This is a genomic window from Streptomyces changchenzhani (genome assembly GCF_039766235.1).
Classification (GTDB): Bacteria; Actinomycetota; Actinomycetes; order Streptomycetales; family Streptomycetaceae; genus Streptomyces.
Map to the genome: position 1 here is coordinate 500,766 of NZ_JBDHNH010000004.1, position 19,838 is coordinate 520,603.

At 72.2% G+C, this 19,838-nt stretch carries 3 protein-coding genes; all 3 read left to right on the forward strand.

The features are described 5' to 3' along the window. The first annotated feature begins 228 nt into the window (after window positions 1–228). From ABCR94_RS16600 to ABCR94_RS16610, 3 genes are read left to right on the forward strand one after another with little or no spacing between them, the layout of a single operon-like run. Window positions 229–1,428, forward strand: coding sequence for an aromatic ring-hydroxylating oxygenase subunit alpha (locus tag ABCR94_RS16600; RefSeq protein WP_347120058.1), 1,200 nt, complete (start codon window positions 229–231; stop codon window positions 1,426–1,428). Then, the gene (locus ABCR94_RS16605; RefSeq protein WP_347120059.1) at window positions 1,425–10,724 is read left to right on the forward strand and encodes an amino acid adenylation domain-containing protein; all 9,300 of its coding nucleotides are present in this window, start codon (window positions 1,425–1,427) and stop codon (window positions 10,722–10,724) included. Before ABCR94_RS16600 ends, ABCR94_RS16605 begins: the two co-directional genes overlap by 4 nt. Next, window positions 10,721–19,807 (forward strand): SDR family NAD(P)-dependent oxidoreductase, encoded by a 9,087-nt coding sequence (locus ABCR94_RS16610; RefSeq protein WP_347120060.1) that lies wholly within the window; start codon window positions 10,721–10,723, stop codon window positions 19,805–19,807. Before ABCR94_RS16605 ends, ABCR94_RS16610 begins: the two co-directional genes overlap by 4 nt. The last annotated feature ends 31 nt before the right edge of the window (window positions 19,808–19,838 follow it).

Sequence of the window (19,838 nt, forward strand, 5' to 3'; positions counted from 1 at the left end):
AGCCGGTACCCCCGGCAGCCGCCCGCCGGCCAGGCTCTCTGTGTGTGCCCGCCTGCCGCGCCCGCTGCGCCCTACCCGGCCGGCCCGGCACCACTTCTCACCCATCACCGTTCAGCCACCATGCCGTCCCACCATTCGCGGGGCCCGGTGCGGCCCTCTCGCAGGCCCCGGTCCCATGGCATTCCGGCACTGCATTCCGTGCGCTTTACCCTCTGAGGGAGCCAGCAGATGACGCGTGCGTCCAGCATGTTCGATCTCATCAGTGACCAGGACGAGGAAAGACCCTACTTCGAAACAGGCGGCATCGGCAGGTCGCACGAGTTCTACACCGGCGAGGAGCAGTACCGGCAGGAGATGTCCCGCATCTACGGCCGGCGCTGGCTCCCGGTGGACCACGTCTCCCGGTTGAAGGAGAAGGGCGCCTACAGCACCCTGAACATCGGCACCGGCTCCGTCCTCATCATCCACGGGGACGACGGGATCCAGGCGTACCACAACTACTGTCGGCACCGCGGCTACAAGCTCGTGGAGGAGGCCACCGGCAAGCGGCAGAGCCTGGTCTGCCTCTACCACTGCTGGGTGTACGACCGCAACGGCAAGCTCAAGAGCCTCAACGGCACCTACCTGGACCACTTCTTCGAGAAGGAGAAGAACGGTCTGCTGCCGGTGCGGACCGAGGTGCGCTTCGGGGTCGTGTTCATCGCCCTCTCCGACGACGCTCCCGACCTCGACGCCTCGCTCGGCGAGTTCGGCGAGTTCGCGAAGGTCTACGAGCTTGCCGACCTGGAGTGCGTCGAGGCGAAGGACTACCCGGTCGCCTCGAACTGGAAGCTCGTCGCGCACAACGTCAACGAGAGCCTGCACTTCCCGACAGCCCACAAGGACCTGCACCGCATCACCGACTTCGACGACGCGGGCACTTACGACCTCAAGGGCGACATCGTCGGGGCGTGGCAGTCGATCCGCAGCGGCTACAACTCCGTTTCCATGACCGGACGCAGCGGCCGGACGCCCATGGAGCTGGTTCCCGAAGGGGACCGCCAGAAGATCAACTGGATCACCATCCTGCCCAACCTCCTGTTCGGGTTCACGGCCGACTACGTGATGATGCAGTGGGTCTGGCCCGAGAGCCCCGGCACCTGCTTCGTCCGGCACTTCTGGCTCTTCCACCCCTCCGAGACCGCCAAGAGCGACTTCTCCCACGAGGCCGTGTTCGCGCTGTGGGACAAGGCGAACTACGAGGACTGGGGGATGTGCGAGCGGACACACCGCGGCCTGTCGAACCCGCTGTGGACGCCCGGGCAGCTCTCGCTCGACGAGGAGGTCGTCTCCCAGATCGACTCCTGGGTCGCCCGCGAGTGCGCCGAAGCTCCGGACACCGCCGTGCACGGCGAGGACGCCGCCGAGCCCGGGAAGGCCGCAGAGTGAACGCGACAGCCAACTGCTACATCATCGGCGGCACCCGGGTCCTCACCCAGTGCGCCGCCCAGCTCCTCGACGCGGGCGTGCGGATCGAGGGAGTCCTCAGCGACGACCCCGCCGTATCCGCATGGGCCGGCGCGCACGCGATCCCGGTGCTCGACCCGCACGGCGACCTGGCGGAGACCCTCTCGGCACAGCCGTTCGACTACCTGTTCAGCATGGTCAACTTCCGGATCCTGACCGCCCCGGTCCTCGACCTCCCGAAGATCGCCGCGATCAACTTCCACGACGGGCCGCTGCCCCGCTACTCAGGCAGCCACGTCCCCGCCTGGGCCCTGTACGAGGGCGCGTCCCGGCACGCGGCCACCTGGCACCGGATGACGGAGGCCGTGGACGCCGGCGGCGTGCTGCTGGAGCGCTGGTTCCCGGTCCGCGAACACTCCACCGCCCTGTCGCTGACGTACGAGACGGCTGAGGTGGGCATAGAGCTCTTCGCCGATCTCGTTCCGCACGTGGTGGCGCGCACCCTGCCGAAGCCGCTCGACACGGGCGACCGCGAGCGGCGGTTCTACCGGCGGTCCGACCGCATGGCGTCCGGTGGCATCATCCACGCCGGCACGCCCGCCTCCGAGGCAGCAAGGCTCGCCAAGGCCCTGGACTACGGCTCCTTCCCGAACCCGCTCGGCGTACCGATCCTCGTCACCGAACAGGGCGCGGTCTTCACCCGGCAGGTCAGGCTGATCCCGCGCGACGACACCCGTAGCCAGACCACCGTGCTGTCGGTGACCACGTCCGCCATCACCCTGGCCGCCCCGGACGCCGACCTCGTGCTGAGCGACTGCACCGCCGTCGACGGGAGCGCCCTGAGCGGCCAGGCGGCCGCGCAGCGGCTCGGCATCGCCCCGGGGGCGCCGCTGCCGGCGGCCTCGGCGGAGCGGCTGGCGGACATCGCCGCCGCACAGAAGGCGCTGCGGCCCCACGAACCGTGGTGGCGCGCACGGCTGGAGCAGCTGCGCCCCGCCCCGCTGCCCGCCGACGACTTCTCCGCCGCCGCGGCCCACTACGGCCGCCACGAGCTGGCCTTCACCCCCGCCTCGCGGGAGGAGGCGGTCGCGGTCGTCCGCGCCTTCCTCACCGTCGTCGCCGAGCGCACCGGCGAGTACGTCTTCGACTTCGCCTGGTCGCCCTCGGCCGCGCGGGTCCTCGCGGAGCGGACCCACGGCATCGCCGCCGCACGCTTCCCCATACGGTTCGACAGCGACACCACCCGGTCCCTGCAGGACAAGCTGGACGAGGCGGCGGCCCACCAGGGCTACGCCGGCGACCTCGAACTCCGGCTCGGCCTGGCCGGGCGGCCGCTCGGCTCCGACGAGCCGAGCTTCACCCGCGTCATGGTGCTGGACCGCAGCGCGGGCGAAGAGGCGTCCGCCGAACCGCACACCGAGATCGCGCTGCTGTGCCTGCAGGACGGCCCGCCCACGATCTTCGTCCGCGAGACCGCGATGGGCGAGGACGAGGCGCTGGACTTCACCGAGCAGGTCGAGGACCTGGTCCTGACCGCCCTGCTCCACGGCGAGGAGCCCGACCCCGGAGCACGGCCCGAGGCACAGCCCGCCGAGCCGCTTGCGGCACAGCCGGACGGTTCCACCGCCCCGTCGGAGGCCGGAACGGTACTGGAACTGTTCGCGGCCACGGCGGCCGACCGGCCGGGAGCCACCGCTGTCCGCAGCGGCGCCCGCACGCTGGACTACGCCGGCCTGGACGCCTGGGCCGACGCCGTCGCCGCCCGCCTGCACGACGAGGGCATCGAGTCCGGCTCGGTGGTCGGCGTCCTCATGGAGCGGGACATCGCGCTGCTCCCGGCCATGCTCGGAATCCTGCGCGCCGGTGCGGCCTTCCTGCCCCTGGACCCCGGATATCCCGTGGAGCGGCTCCAGCGGTACGTGGAGGTCTCGCAGTGCGACCTCATCGTCACCGACGACCGCACCCACGCCCTGGGTGCGTCCCTGGGCCCCGCGCGGCGCGTGCCCGAGGCGGACGGCTCGGCACAGGCCGTGCCGCCGCAGGTCACCGCCCCCGACCTGGCCTACCTCCTCTTCACCAGCGGCTCGACCGGCAACCCGAAGGGCGTGGAGGTCGAGCACGGGGCGCTGGCCAACTTCCTCACCGGCATCGGCGAACGTCTGGGAGTGTCGCCCGACGACACCGTGCTCGCGCACACCACCGTGGCCTTCGACATCTCCCTGCTGGAGCTCTTCCTCCCGCTCACGACCGGCGCGACCGTGGTCCTGGCCTCCCGGGAGACCGCAGGAGACCCGTACCGCCTGGCCGAACTCACCAACGATGTGACCATGGCTCAGGCGACGCCGAGCATGTGGCGCCTGCTGCTGGGCACCGGTTGGACTCCGAACGCGGAACTCACCGTCCTCTCCGGCGGCGAGGCCCTGCCGCCGGCCACCGCCGAGCGCCTGCACGCGCCGGCCCGTGCCCTGTGGAACCTGTACGGCCCGACCGAGGCGACCATCTGGACCTCGTGCCACCGGGTCACCTCGGTGGGCTCCTTCCTGCCGCTGGGCGAACCCCTGCCGAACATGGAACTCCACGTCCTGAACGGGGAGTTGCAGCCGTGTGCGGCCGGAGCGACCGGTGAGCTGTACCTCTCCGGCACCGGACTCGCCCGCGGCTACACCGGCCGGCCGGACCTGACGAACGACGTCTTCACCGTCCACCCCGTGACCGGTGTGCGGCTCTACCGGACCGGCGACGAGGTACATCTGCACGCGGACGGTGCGATCGAGTGGCTCGGCCGCACCGATGCCCAGGTGAAGGTGCGCGGCCACCGCATCGAGCCCGCGGAGATCGAGCGGGTGCTGGAGAAGTCCGACGGGATCACCGCCGCCGTGGTCGTCGCGGCGCGGTTCGAGGGACGCGGCGAACCGAGGCTGACTGCCTACCTGGTGGGCGACGGTACGCCGACCAAGTCCCGGCTCGACGCGTTCGTCGGCAGCTGCCTGCCCGGCTACATGGTGCCCGACGCCTACGTCAACCTCGACGCCATGCCACTGACCGACAACGGCAAGGTGGCGCGCGCCCGGCTGCCGCTGCCGACGCGCGACACCATCATCCGCGCCGCCGACGGGTCCGCCGAGACACCGGCGGAGTCCGTGGAGACCGCACAACCGGCGGCGACCGGTGTGACGGCGGAAGCGCTCGCGGAGTCGATCGCCGGGGTGTTCGCGGCCACGCTGGACCACCCCGCCTTCGACGTGCACGCCAACTTCTTCGACCTGGGCGGCGACTCGGTCAACGTCGTATACGCCGCTGTCCGGCTCAGTCGTGAGCTGGGCGCCGACATCACCGCCCCTTCGGTCTTCGCCTCCGGTACCCCGCTCAAGCTGGCCCGGCTGCTGGGCGCGGAGGGCGTGGTACGGCTGCTCGCTGGCCCGGAGACCGAGGGCGCCGCCGTGACCGTGCGGGAGTCGACGGAGCCCGCGCCCGTCGTGACCGCGCCCGTGACCGAGCTCGTCGCGACCGCACCGGTGGTGACCGCGCCCGTGACCGAGCCCGTCGTGACCGCGCAGGTGGCGTCCGCCCCGGCGGTACCGGCGCCCGCGGAGCCCGCCCGGCCGGTCGCCGACGACGGCGCCCTGGCCGTCATCGGCATGGCGTGCCGGTTCCCCGGAGCCGCCACACCGGACGAGTTCTGGCAGAACCTCGTCGATGGGGTGTCCAGCGTCGGGCACGCCCCGGACGGCAAGCGCGGCTGGGCCCACCTGTGGTCCGAGCCCGATGCCGACGACATACGGATGGGCTGGGTGGACGGTGTCGAGTACTTCGACGCCGCCCGCTTCGGACTCACCGACCGCGAGGCCCGCCGCATGGACCCCCTGCAGCGGATCCTGCTCAGCGTGACGGCGGAGGCCCTGGAGAGTTGCGGCCACGACCACACCTCCCTCGGTGCCGCCACCGGCGTCTTCGTCGGCGCCATCGCGAGTGACTTCCCGGAGATCGTGGCGCGGAGCATCGGGTACGGCGACCCGCACGTGGCGACGGGCACCGCCCCCGCCATGGTCGCCAACCGGCTGTCGCACGTCTTCGACTGGTCGGGTCCGAGCTTCGCCGTCGACACGGCCTGCTCCTCCTCCCTCGTCGCCCTGCACCAGGCGGCCATGCACCTGCGGGCGGGCGAGGTGGACGCCGCCGTGGTCGGGGCCGCGAATCTGGTCCTCACCCCGGCCAAGACGCGCTCCTTCGTCCGCAACGGGATGCTGTCACCGCAGGGGACGTGCCGCGCCTTCGACGACGGGGCCGACGGCTACGTACGAGGAGAGGGCGCAGGCGCCGTCATCCTCAAGCGGCTCGCCGACGCCGAACGCGACGGCGATCCCGTCCTCGCCGTGATCCGCGGCACCGCCGTCAACCACACCGGGGGCAGCGCCGGCTTCCTCACGGCACCCAGCAGGCCGGCTCAGGAAGCCGTGCTGCGCAGGGCACTGGCCGGGTCCGGGCGTACCGCGGCCGACATCGGTTACATCGAGGCGCACGGCACCGGCACCCAGCTCGGCGACCTCATCGAACTCGAAGCCCTGCACGCGGTCCTGGGCGAGCCGGCCGGCCGGCAGCCGGTCGCGCTGGGCTCGGTGAAGACCAACATCGGCCATCTGGAACCCGCCGCGGGCATCGCCGGACTGATCAAGACGATCCTGTCGCTCCAAGCGGGGCACATCCCGCCGTCGTTGAACTTCAGCACCCCGAACAAGTCCTTCGACTTCGACGGCTCGCCCCTGTTCGTGGCCGACCGGCTGCAGCCGTGGGGCAGCGGCCCGCGCGTCGCGGGAATCAGCAGCTTCGGCTTCGGCGGCACGAACGCCCACGCGGTGGTCGAGGCCGGCCCCGCCACGACACCGGACGGCAATGAGCCCGGCCCGCGGCTGCTGATCCTCTCCGCGGGATCGGACGACGCGCTGCGCACGCTGGCCCACCGGCTCGTGCTGATGCTGCGCTCCTCCTACTGCCCGTCCCTGGACGCGCTGAGCGAGGCGAGCCGGCAGCGCCCGGCCGGGGCACACCGGCTGGCGTGCGTGGCGGACAGTGTGGAGCAGCTGGAGGACAAGCTGCAGCTGTTCCTGGCCGGGGTCGGGGACACCCGCTCCCTCCATGTGGGGGTGGCGTCCCGGGCGGCGCGTACCCATGACGAGCCCATCGGTGCCGGAGCGAGCCGCGAGACGCTCGACGCGGCGGCCCGCGCGTTCGTCGTCGGCGCCGACCTGCCCGCCGGGCAGCGACGCCGGTCGGGCGTGCGCTTCCCGACCAGGCCGCACGCCGAGAAGTACCTGTGGCTGGAGCCCGCCGAGCAGCGGGACGCCGCCGTGCAGGAGGCCGTGCCCGGTCGTACGGGGAAAACGTGGACGGAGCACCCGGAGGCCGCCGAGCACCTGGTCCTCGGCAAGCCGACGCTGCCTGGCGCCGGGTACCCCGGTAAGGTCGCCGAACTCCTCGGCCGCAGCCGGTTCGGCCTGCGGGACCTCACCTTCCGGGCGGCCGTCGAGACCCCCGCGACCCTCACGGCCGAGCGTGACAACGACACGGTCGCCTTCCGCGACGGCACCGGAGCCCTGGTCGCCAACACCGAGGTGACCGCGCCCGAGCAGCCGTCGCTCACTGCTCCGGCCACCGCCGACGGCTTCACCGCCGTGGCACTCGACGCGATGTACGACGCCTTCGAGCGCGCCGGGCTCAGCTACGGCGCAGGCTTTCGGACCGTGACCGCGCTCTCCGTGGCGCCCGGGCAGGCTACCGGTGTGCTGCGCGGCGCCGGGCGGACCGCCGGCGCGGTGGACGCCCGGCTCCTGGACGGCGCCTTCCAGATCGCGCTCGCCGCGTGCGGTGCACAGGGACTCTACGTTCCGTTCACCGTCGAGCGGCTCACCGTCCTCGGCCCGCTTCCCGACACCGCCAAGGTGTACGCCCGGCGCGACCGGGACAGCGGGCCGGACTCCGGTCTGCTGACCGCGAGCCTGGTGGTCCTCGACGGCGACGAACCCGTACTGGAGGCCCGCGGGATCACCTGGAAGCGGCTCTCCCCGGCACCGTCGCCGGGAGGGGCGGGAGGCGACGCGCGCAACGGCCACCGTCCCGCGCCGGTCCCGGTCCCGGCCCAGGTCCCGGCCCCGGGTCCGGTCTCCCACGGCTACCGTCCCGCGCCAGCCCCCGGCCGCCCGGTGGCCGGCGGTCTCGACGCGACGCTGGCCCGGTGGGTGGCGGACGCCCTGGAACTGGACATCGACGAACTGGAAACGGACCGTCCGCTGCAGGAGCAGGGGCTCGACTCGATGCTCGCGGTCTCGCTGGCCCAGGACATCCGGGCCAAGCTGGACGTGGACGTCCCCGTGACGCTGGTCCTGGAGGTCGGCACGGTCGACCGGCTGGCCGCCGAGTTGAGGGACGAGTACGGAGTCACCGCGGTACCCGCCGACGCGGGCCTTCCGGTCGCGGACGGTGTTCCGCAGACGACCGTGCCCGAGGAGCGCGCGGAGCCGGTTCCGGTTCCTGCCCCGGTTCCGGAGCCGATCCAGGCCCTGGTGCCGACGGTCGAGCAGCCCGGCGCCCCGGTACCCGGTGACGTGGATCTGCACGACATCGCCGTCATCGGTTTCGACGGGGTGTTCCCGAACGCCGTGAGCCCCGAGGAGTTGTGGCGGGTCCTGGTGGATGGCGAGGACTGCCTGACCGAGGTGCCGGCATCCCGCTGGGACATCGACTCGTACTACGGGACGGACGGCAAGCCCGGCACCGTCTACCTCAGGCGCGCCGGCTTCGTCCAAGGACTGACCGAATTCGACGCCGGGTTCTTCCGGCTGTCACCCGCAGAGGCGGAGTGGATCGACCCCCAGCAGCGCCATCTCATCCAGTCCGCCTGGCGGGCCCTGGAGGACGCCGGCTTGGCGGGGAAGCCCCAGCGCTCGACCGGCGTGTTCGTGGGCGCCAGCTACCAGCACTACCGCGACACGGTTGTCGGGGACGTCGTACAGACGGCGGCCGGCCTGGGCAACCACAACGCGATCCTGGCCAACCGGGTGAGCTATTTCATGGATCTGCACGGGCCGAGCATGACGATCGACACGTTGTGCTCGTCGTCGCTGGTCGCCCTGCACACGGCGGTGCGCAGCATCCGGAACGGCGAGTGCGAGCAGGCGATCGTCGCCGGCGTGCACCTGGCCCTGTCGCCACAGTACTTCCAACTGGGCTCGCGCCTCCGCTCGTTCTCCCCGTCCAACGCCTCTCGGCCGTTTGATGCGGGCGCGGATGGTTTTGTTCCGGGGGAGGGGGTGGTGACGGTGGTGGTGAAGCCGTTGCGGGCTGCGTTGCGTGACGGTGACCGGATTCGGGGTGTGATCAAGGGGAGTGCGGTCAATCACGGTGGTCGTACGAGTGGGTTGACGGTTCCGAGCAGTGCGGCGCAGCAGGAGGTGATCTCTGCGGCGTTGGGGGATGCGGGGGTGTCTGTGGAGTCGATTGGTTTGGTGGAGGCTCATGGGACGGGGACGGGGTTGGGTGATCCGATTGAGATTGAGGGTTTGTCGCGTGCGTGGCGTGGGGTGACGGGGCGGTCGCAGTTTTGTGCGGTGGGTTCGTTGAAGGGGAATGTGGGTCATCTGGAGCCGGCTGCGGGTTTGGCGGGGTTGGTGAAGGTGTTGTTGGCGATGGAGCATGGGGTGGTTCCGCCGTCGTTGCATGTGGTGCGGCCGAATGATCATATTCGGTTTGAGGAGACGCCGTTTTATCTGGCGGATCGTGCGGTGGTGTGGCCGCGGGGTGGTGGGCCGCGGCGGGCTGCGGTGAGTGCGTTTGGTATGGGTGGGGTGAATGCTCATGTGATTGTCGAGGAGCCTCCTGTTGTGGCGGCGCGTGGTGTGCCGGTTCAGGATTCGTATGTGGTGCGGGTGAGTGCGGCTGATGAGGGGGCGTTGCGGTCTTTGGCCGGGGGGTATGCGGATGAGTTGGTCGGTGCGTCCGGGGAGGTGGTGGGGGATTTTGCTTTCACGGCGAATGTGGGGCGTGCTGGGCATCGTTTCCGTGCGGTGGTGCGGGGTGTTGATGGGGGGGAGTTGGCTGCTGGTTTGAGGGGTGTTGCGGCGGGTGGGGGTGTGGTTTCTCGTAGGGGGGGTGTTTCGGCTCCGAATGTGTTCATGTTTTCGGGTCAGGGTTCGCAGTATGCGGGTATGGGTCGTGGTTTGTATGTGACGGAGCCGGTGTTCCGGGCTGCGTTGGATGAGTGTGCCGAGTTGTTGGTGCCGCATCTTGATGTGCCGTTGCTGGATGTGTTGTTCGGTGATGTGCGGGGGCGGTTGGACCGGACGCGGTATGCGCAGGTGGGGATTGTGTCGGTGCAGGTGGGGTTGGTGCGCTGGTTGGAGTCGGTGGGGGTGTGTGCGGATGTGGTGGTGGGTCACAGTCTGGGTGAGCTGACGGCTGCGTGGGCGTCGGGTGTGCTGGGGCTGGCGGATCTGTTGCGTTTGGCGGTGTTGCGTGGGGGGTTGATGGAGTCGCAGCCGGGTCGGGGGGCTATGGCTGTGGTGTATGCGGATGCGGGGAGTGTGCTGGCGGTTTTGCCGGGGTTTGCGGGTGTGGAGGTTGCGGCGTTCAATGCGCCGCGGGTGGTGACGGTTTCGGGGCCGGTGGAGGCGGTGGCGGGGTTCTGTGGGGGTTCGGGGTTGCGGACTGCGCCGTTGGTGGTGAGTCATGCGTTTCATTCGGTTCTGATGGAGGGTGCGGTTGTGCCGTTCGCGGAGGCGGTGGCGGGGGTGGTGCTTTCGGCTCCGGTGGTGGCGTTTGTGTCGTCGGTGTTGGGTGGGTGGCATTCGGCTGAGTCGGTGGTGGATCCGGGGTATTGGGGTCGGGCGATTCGTGAGCCGGTGCGGTTCGGTGAGGCGGTTGCGGCGTTGGGTGGGTTGGGTGCGGGGGCGGTGTGGGAGATCGGTTCTCATCCGCAGTTGACGTCGTTGGCGCGGGCTTCGTGGGGTGAGTCGCAGCCGGTGTGGTTGAGCACTCTGCGGCGGGATGGTGTGGATCAGGTTGAGGTGCATGCGGCGGTGGCTGCGTTTGTGAACGGGACGTCGGCCGATCTGGACTGGTCGGGTCTGCATCAGGGCAAGGGGCAGCGGACGATCACCATCCCCACCTACCCCTTCAACCGACAGGAGCTGGTCGTGCCCGCTGCACGCCGCAGCAGCACCACGACGAGCGCCGTCAGCCATCCGCTGTTCGACCGTCACTACGATCACCAGAGCGAGGGACAGTGACGCACCCGCCCGAGACCTACGAGAAGACGTTCACGGGCCAGGAGCCCTTCATCGCCCAGCACCGCTCCGCCGGTACCGGGCTCCTGCCCGCCGCGGTGCAGCTGGAAATGGCGATGGTGGGGGTCGCCCGACGCAGGCCGTTCGCTCCGCTGGAGCTCACCGACGTAACGTTCCTGCGACCCCTCACCATCAGCGACGACGCGGCGGCTACCGTCCGGCTCGACGTGTCCTTCGGGCCGCGGACCCGCTTCGAGCTGAGCACTGTCGTGGCCGGCGACCGCAAGCCGCTGTCCACCGGTACCGGCCGGCTGCTGCTCCCGGGCGACGCCCCGGCCCGCACCGCCGACACCGATACCGGTCGGCAGATCACCGGCGCACGGGCCATCAGCTCGGAGCGGCTGTACGACAGCTGGGCACGCGAGGGCCTCCAGTACGGGCCCGACTTCCGCACCGTCCGGGACCTCTCGGTCGGAGACGACGGCGTGGCCAGGGCAACGCTGCGGTCCGACGCCGAGCCCATGCCCTGGTACGCCCATCCACTCCTGGTGGACGGGGTGTTCCAGGTCGTCAGCTGCGCGCTCCAGGACCTCACGGGATCGGACGGCCCCTACCCCATGCTGCCGATCGGCGTCGCCCGGTTCCGGGTCCTCGCCGACCTCTCGGCGCTGTCGGCCGGTGCGACCGTCCTGGTACGCCGCACTGGCGTCGACGGCGCGTACGCCACCGCCGACGCGGCTCTGCTGGGGCCCTCGAACGAGATCGCCGCGGAGTTCGAGGGGCTCCGCATGCGGCGACCGGCCGCCGTCTCGCGACCGGCCGCCGCCGCGGCTCCGGCGCGACCGGCCGCGCTGCCCATCAGCCGGATCGTCTGGCGTCCCGCGCCGGCGGATGCCGCCCGGCCCGAGCCGGTGACCGGCACCTGGGTGGTGCTGCACGACGGCGGCACGGGTGGCCTTGGCGCGCGCGCCGCCGGGCAACTGCGGTCCGAGGGCGCCCGCGTGGTGGAGGTCGGCATCGGCCCGTCCGGGCCGCAGGCGCACGACCGCGACCAGCGGATGCTGGCGCAGCCGGACGAGGAGGCGTTCCGGCGGCTCTGGGAGGAGGTCGGGGACCCGGTCGCGGGTGTGGTGCACCTGTGGAATGCCGGCGACGCGGCCGACGGCGCCCAGGGGGAGGAGACGGAGCTCCGCCTCGGCCTCTACGGCTGCCTGGCCGCCCTGCGGACCCTCGGCGAGCGGCAGCGCAAGTCCCGCTTCTTCGTGGTGACCCGGGACGGGCAGCCGGTCGCGGACGGAGACCGGCCGGCGCCCGCGCGCGCCGCCCTGTGGGGCTTCCTCCGCACCGCCGCCATCGAGTACCCGGGCCTGCGCCCGCGCCTCGTCGACATCGACCGGTCCTCCGACGACGGGCTCCGCTCACTCCTGGCGGAGCTCGGCGACAGCGACGGCCCGACCGAGGCCGGCTACCGGCAGGGTGTCCGTCAGGTACCCGTCCGGGTCCGCGACCGGTCGGCACACGCCGCGCCCCGCCCCGGGCCGGGGCCCGTCAGGCAGGGCGGCCGCTACCTCATCCTCGGCGGGCACGGCGGTCTGGGCCTGGAGGTCGCCGACCGGTTCGCACGGGAGGGCGCCGGCGTCGTTGCGCTGGTCAGCCGCTCCGGAGCGGCAGCCGCAGACCAGGACCGGACGGCCGCGATCCGCGCACACGGATGCGAGGTCGTCTCCTACAGCGCGGACGTCACCACCCCCGGCGCCCTGGCGGCCGTGGTGGAACGCGCCCGTGCGGAGTTCGGCGAGCTGCACGGCGTGGTCCACGCGGCCGGCACGCTCAAGGACGGGCTGATCCGCAGCGCCACCGCCGAGGACATCGCCGCGGTGATGCGGCCCAAGGTCGACGGGGTCCGCGAGCTGGCGGCCGCGGTGGCCGGTCAGGTCCTGGACTTCGCCGTGCTGTTCGCGTCGGTCTCCGGCACGTTCGGCAACCTCGGGCAGGGCGGGTACGCCGCGGCCAACGCCTACCTCGACGCCTTCGCGCACGCGTACGGCTCGCCGTGGCTGAGCATCGGCTGGGGCCTGTGGGGCGAGGTGGGCATGGGTACGGCCGTCGCGGAGCAGCTGCGGAGGCGCGGTGTCCGGCCGCTCGGCACCGCGGAGGGCCTGGACGCCCTGATCGCGGTACTGGGGTCGGAGGAGGACCCCCGCCAGGTGGTCGTCGCCCACCCGGACGCCGGCGACGTGGTCATCGCGCTCGAGGACGAGGGCGCGGAGACCGGAGAGCCTTCCGCCGTACGGGCCGAGGCTCGTGACGGCGTACGGGACGCGGCCGGTGAGACCGGGGAGACCGGCGCGGGCGCCGGGGAACGCGTCGCGGACGCACTGGAGCGGTTCCTCGCCGAGCGGCTGGGCGTCGCCTCCTTCGACCGCAACACCTCGCTGTCCGACTACGGCATGAGCTCGATCATGAGTGTCGAGCTGTCGGAGGAACTGTCCCGCAGGTGGGGCATCCACCTCCCGGCGACGCTCTTCCTGGAGTACGGGGAGTTCGCCGAGCTGGTCCAGGCCCTGACCGACCGTTACGGCGTGGCCGTCGCGGTCGCGGCGCCGGAGACCGCCGAGCCCATCGAGCCCGGCCAGTCTTCCGAGCCCGGCCAGTCTTCCGAGCCCGGTCGGTCTTCCGACCCGCTCCCGGCCGCATCCCCGGACCGCCCGCGTCCGATTCCGCGGCAGACGGCAGCAGCCGGCCGTGACGCGGACGTCGCGATCGTTGCCGTCTCCGGTGATCTGCCGGGCGCGGCCGGCGGTGCGGCGGAGCTGTGGACCCTGCTCCGCTCCGGCGGTCACGCGTTCACCGAGGTCCCGGCCGAACGCTGGGACATCGACGCCCACTTCGAGCCGCGCGGCCCCCGTATGACGGGCACCTACTGTCGCAGCGGTGCCTTCGTCTCCGACATCGACCGCTTCGACCCGGCCTTCTTCGGCATCTCGGTACGCGAGGCCGAGGAGATGGACGTACAGCAGAAGCTGCTGCTGGAGCACGCCTGGGCGGTGCGGGACGACAGCGGTCTCGCCGACCGCCACGACATCGGCGTCTTCGTCGGTGCCACCTACACCCACCACCGCGACGCGCAGGGGCTGGAGACCGTCGGGCCGCACACCGCGCTCGGCTCCATGAACGCGGTACTGGCCAACCGGATCTCGTACGCGCTGGACCTGACCGGCCCGTCGCAGACCGTCGACACTCTGTGCTCGTCGTCCCTCGTCGCCATCCAGCAGGCGGTCGCCGCGCTGCGCTCGGGCCACTGCGCCGCCGCCATCGTGGCGGCCTGCCAGGTCGGCCTGACTCCGTGGTACTACCGCAGCCTGAGCCAGCTCGGCGCGCTGTCCGAGACCCGGCCGCGGCCCTTCGACGAGCGGGCGGACGGCTTCCTCCCCGGCGAGGGCGCGCTGGCCGTGATGCTGAAGCCGCTGGCGGACGCGGAGCGGGACGGCGACCCGATCTGGGGCGTCATCCGCGGTACGGCCGTCAACCACGGGGGCCGCGGCAGCGCCTTGCCGGTGCCCCGCAGCGAAGCCCAGGCCGCGGTCGTCCGGGCGGCTCTGGACGACGCCGGACTGGCCCCGGCGGACATCTCCCTGATCGAGACGCACGGCACCGCGACGCGACTCGGCGACCCGATCGAGATCGCCGCGCTGACCGAGGTGTTCGGCGGCGACCCGGACCGCACCGAGCTGTGCCACATCGGGACCGTGAAGGGCAACATCGGACACCTGGAGCCCGCGGCCGGACTTGCCGGCCTGCTCAAGGTCCTGCTGTGCCTGCGGCACCGGGAGATCCCGCCCGTCGCCGGCTTCGAGACCGCCAGCAGCCACCTGGACCTGTCCGCCGGGCCGTTCGTGATCCCGGTCGAGCCTCAGCCGTGGCCCTCGGACGGGCCGCGCCGGGCGGGTGTCAGCTCCTTCGGCATGGGCGGCACCAACGCGCACATCGTCGTGGAGGAGTACGTCGGGGAACCCCCGTACGGGGAGTCCGGCGAGGACGCGCGTAAGGCCGCCGCCGTATCGGGCGAGCACCTGCTGGTCCTGTCCGCACACACTCCGGACGCCCTGCTCCGGCGCATGGCGGACGTCCGCCCGCTGCTGCAGGGGACCGCGGACAGCCTGAGCGCACTGTGCCGCTCCAGTGCCGTCGGACGCGACCACCGGGCCTACCGGGTCGCGGTCCTGGGAACCACGACCGACGAGCTCAGCTCTGGACTGGCCCGGGCGCTGGACCTGGCGGACCGGGCACCCGGCACCGTCGTCCGTGGCGGATCGGTGCTGGAGAGGGCATCGACCGGCCTCAGCGGCCCGGCCTTCCGCTACGTCGGCGGCGGCACCGTCGACTGGGCCACGGTGTACCCGGGCCCGCCGGCGCGTCACCGTATCCTGCCGCCCTACCCCTTCGGGGCGAGACTCGAGGCCGCCCCACCGTCCGTGTCGGCCCCACAGTCCGTGCCGATCCCACCGTCCGAGGCCGCCCCACCGTCCGTGCCGGTCGCCGAGGATGTGGCCGCGGCCGTACGGCGGCTCGCGCGTGCCCACCGGGTGCTGGGCGAGGACACCGTGCCCGGGGCGCTGCCCGTGGCCCTCGGCCTGCGGTCGAGCGGTGTCCTGCGCCGGATCGTCTTCACCGGCCGGGGGACCGGAACCCATTCCCTCACCAGCGACCTTGACGACCCCACCCGCACCGGGCCGGCTGCCTTCCGGCATGCCGACCGGGTCATCGCCCGGCTCACCACCGCCGACACCCCGGCGGGCCCGGCGCCCGTCGCCGCGGACCTGGACGCCCTGCGGGCCGGCCTCGGCCGGACCCTGCAACCGGAGGGCCTCTACGCGTGGTTCGCAGCGAAGGGCATGGAGCTCACTGCCCCGCTGCGGTCCATCGCCGAGGTGCACTACGGGCCCGGCCGGGTGCTCGCGCGGATCGACGTCCCGGCCGGCAGCCCGCTGGAGGCCGAGGTGGTGGCGATCGACGCCGCGCTCCAGGTCATGGCCGTCCTCACGCTGGCGGATCCCGCAGCCCCGTCGGCCACGTACCTGCCGGTCTCCATCGGCCGGGTGACCCGTTGGGCGGATCCGGCACGGACGGCGTGGGTGCTGCTCGAAGGTGCCGAGCCCGGCAGCGACGGCACGCGGCGCGGCGACGCGATCCTGTTCGCCGCCGATGGCCGGGTGCTGGTCCGGCTCGACGAGGTCGAGTACCGGACGGTGACCGGGAACGAGGGCTCCCCGTCCGCTCCCGCCCGCCGTACGCCGCAGGCCGCGGCGTCGGAGGCGGCGATCGTCGCGGTGGTGCGGAACATCCTCCACGACCCGGGTGTCACCGCGACCACCTCACTGTCCGCCGCGGGTCTCGACTCCATGCTGGCGACGGCCATCGCGGCCGACGTCGAGGCGGAGTACGGGGTGCAGCTGAGCCCGACGGACGTCCTGGACGCCGCGGACTGCCGCACCCTCGCCGCGCACGTCGCCGAACTGGCGGCCGACGGCGTGTTCGCCCCGACCAAGGCCTGCGACGCCGTTGCAGCCCCCGAGGACACCGCGGCGCCCGAGGACACCGCGGCCGCCGAGGACATGGCCGTCATCGGCCTGGCCCTGGCGCTCCCCGGCGCCCCGGACCCGGAACGGCTGTGGTCGCTGCTCGTCGGCTCGGGCGAGGAGATCCGCCCGGCTCCGGCCCACCGCTGGGGCCGGTACGCGGGCGGTCACGAGCCCGACGTGGGCGGATTCCTCGACAACGTGGAGGAGTTCGACGCCCGGTTCTTCGACTTCTTCCCCAAGCAGGCGGAGGTCCTCGATCCGCAGGCTCGTTGGTTGCTCCGCACGACCTGGGAGGCACTGGAGTCGGCCGGCCTGCCGCCGAAACAGTTGTCCTCCTCCACCGGCGTGTTCGTGGGCGCCAGTTACCAGCACTACAAGGACTACAACATCGCGCCGGAACTGGACGCCCCCAGCGGCTTGGGCAACCACAACGCGTTCCTGGCCAACCGGGTGAGCTATTTCATGGATCTGCACGGGCCGAGCATGACGATCGACACGTTGTGCTCGTCGTCGCTGGTCGCCCTGCACACGGCGGTGCGCAGCATCCGGAACGGCGAGTGCGAGCAGGCGATCGTCGCCGGCGTCCGGGTCGCCATGTCCCCGCTGCACTACGTGGCGATGCGAAACCTGCGCGCCCTGTCACCTTCGGGTGCCTCTCGGCCGTTTGATGCGGGTGCGGATGGTTTTGTTCCGGGGGAGGGGGTGGTGACGGTGGTGGTGAAGCCGTTGCGGGCTGCGTTGCGTGACGGTGACCGGATTCGGGGTGTGATCAAGGGGAGTGCGGTCAATCACGGTGGTCGTACGAGTGGGTTGACGGTTCCGAGCAGTGCGGCGCAGCAGGAGGTGATCTCTGCGGCGTTGGGGGATGCGGGGGTGTCTGTGGAGTCGATTGGTTTGGTGGAGGCTCATGGGACGGGGACGGGGTTGGGTGATCCGATTGAGATTGAGGGTTTGTCGCGTGCGTGGCGTGGGGTGACGGGGCGGTCGCAGTTTTGTGCGGTGGGTTCGTTGAAGGGGAATGTGGGTCATCTGGAGCCGGCTGCGGGTTTGGCGGGGTTGGTGAAGGTGTTGTTGGCGATGGAGCATGGGGTGGTTCCGCCGTCGTTGCATGTGGTGCGGCCGAATGATCATATTCGGTTTGAGGAGACGCCGTTCTATTTGGCGGATCGTGCGGTGGTGTGGCCGCGGGGTGGTGGGCCGCGGCGGGCTGCGGTGAGTGCGTTTGGTATGGGTGGGGTGAATGCCCATGTCATTGTCGAGGAACCCCCGGTCCTGGCGGCGCGTGGTGTGCCGGTTCAGGATTCGCATGTGGTGCGGGTGAGTGCGGCCGACGAGGCGGCGCTGCGGTCCCTGGCCGGCGCGTACGCCGACCGGTTCGACGCGGCACGCGACGACTGGGAGACCGCCGACCTCTGCCACACCGCCAACACCGGCCGCTCCCCGCTGGAGTTCCAGACCGCCGTCCACGGACGGACGGCCGCCGAACTCGCCACCGCGCTGCGCTCCGTCGCCGCCGGCAGCATTCCGCCCGCCCGCGTCGACATCGACCTGACCGCCGAAGCGGCGGCGATACGCACCGGGTCGGCCGCGGCGCCGCACCGACCCGCCGGCGCCGCCGAACTGGCCGGGGCCGGCTACGCGCACATCGACTGGCCGGCGCTCTCCGCCACGGGTGCCCGCGTCACGGACCTCTCCACCTATCCGTTCGCGCGGGGGTCGTACTGGCACACCGCCGACCGTGAGGTCGCCGTGCCCGGCCCGTTACCGGCCGGTGCCAAGGCGGTACGCGTCGAGTGGCGCGTCCGGGAACCGGCGCCCGTGCCGGCCACAGGACCGGCCGCGGTACGCGTGGTCACCGCCGACCCCGAGATCGGGCACGCGCTGACGAAGACCCTCCGGGACCGGGGCGTGACCGTCGTCGAGCCCGGTCGGCAGGCGGACGCGGCCATCGTGATCGACGCCCCGGGCAGCCGCAGCAGCCGCCCCCTCGACCTGAGCGGCTTCTGGGCCGAGTTGAGCGGCCTGATGACGACGCTGCCCGTGCACGGGACGCTGCTCTGGGCCGGTTTCCACGACGCGTCCGTCCACCCCGACGAGCGCGGCAGCCTGCGCCCCGAACGGGCCGCCATGGCAATGGCCGTACGGGCCGCCGGGGCCGAGGGCCGCAAGCCCACCGCGATCGTTCACCTGGACCCGGCCGACCCGGCCGAGGTACTGGCCGACCACCTCGCCGCCGAGTACGCCGCCCCGGGGGCCGGCGCGGCCGCCGAGGCCGACGGCGGCACGGTCGTCGTCGCCTACCGGCGGGGCGTCCGGTACACGCCGCACTACGTGCCCGCGCCGCCCGGCGCGCCGTACGCCCTGCCCATCGACGGGTACTGCCTGGTCACCGGCGGACTGGGCGCCGTAGGACTGCGCCTGACCGAGCGGCTGATCGACCGGGGAGCCAAGCGCATCGGCATCATCGGCCGGTCGGTCGTCGACCCCGCGCACTCCGCCCCTCTGCGGGAGCTGGCGGCGCGGGCCGAGGTCGAGTACGTGCCCTGCGACGTGTCCGACCCCGCGGCGCTCGCCGCGGTCGCCGGGCAGCTGGGCCGGCGTTGGGGAAGGCTGGTCGGCGTCGTGCACTCCTCCGGCGGGGTCAACCCGTTCGGGGCGATGCACCGCCGGCCGTGGAGCGACGCCGAGAAGGTGCTCGCCCCCAAGGTCCCCGGCTCGCTGAACGTCGTACGGCTGGCCAAGGAGGAGGGCGCCGACTTCGCGGTCCTGGTGTCCTCGATCGCGGGTACGCAGGCCCTGGCCGGCCGGGGGCTGGTCGACTACAGCCTCGCCAACGCCTACCAGTTGGCGCTCGCCGAGCGGGAGAACGACGCCGTCACCACGGTCACGGCGCACGCGTGGCCCAACTGGACGGGCATCGGGATGAAGGCGGACGCGTCCTTCTCCGCCGCCCACTCGATCGGCGCCGAGCAGGCGCTGGACGCCTTCTTCGACCACCTGCGGTCGGGCGGCGCCGTGATCTTCCCGGGAAGCACTCCCGCCAACCCGGCGGAGGCCGCGGAGGCCGCGGAGCCCGTCGAGTCCGTCGGAGCCGTCGGGGCCGTCGGGGCCGTCGGGGCCGCGCCGGTGGAGGCGCGGGCCGAGGCCCCCGTCGTTCCCGCACCGGTGCGCGCCGGGCACGACGGCGCGGGGATGCGCGCCCGGGTCCGGGACGCCTTCGTCCAGGTGCTGGGGGAGGACCCCGGAGAGCGCCTGCTGCCGGGGCTGGGGCTGGACTCCCTGGTGATTGCCGAGCTGACCACGGCACTCGAACAGCGCACTGGCCTGACCGTCGATCCGTCGCTGCTGATGCGGGCCCGCACAGCCGACGACATCGCGGCCGGACTCGCCGCCCACGAGGCGCCGGCCCCCCACCGTCCGCCCACTCCCGACCACGACGACATCCCCGCCTCCCCTTTGAGTGCCCTGCTGCGTCCGCTGCTCCAGCGGGACGGGCAGCGGTGACCATCGGGCCGGGCATGACCGGCGCGTCGAA

Bases quoted from the DNA above. Each gene is read 5' to 3' on its own strand.
- ABCR94_RS16600 (WP_347120058.1), top strand. From the start codon at position 229: ATGACGCGTGCGTCCAGCATGTTCGATCTCATCAGTGACCAGGACGAG.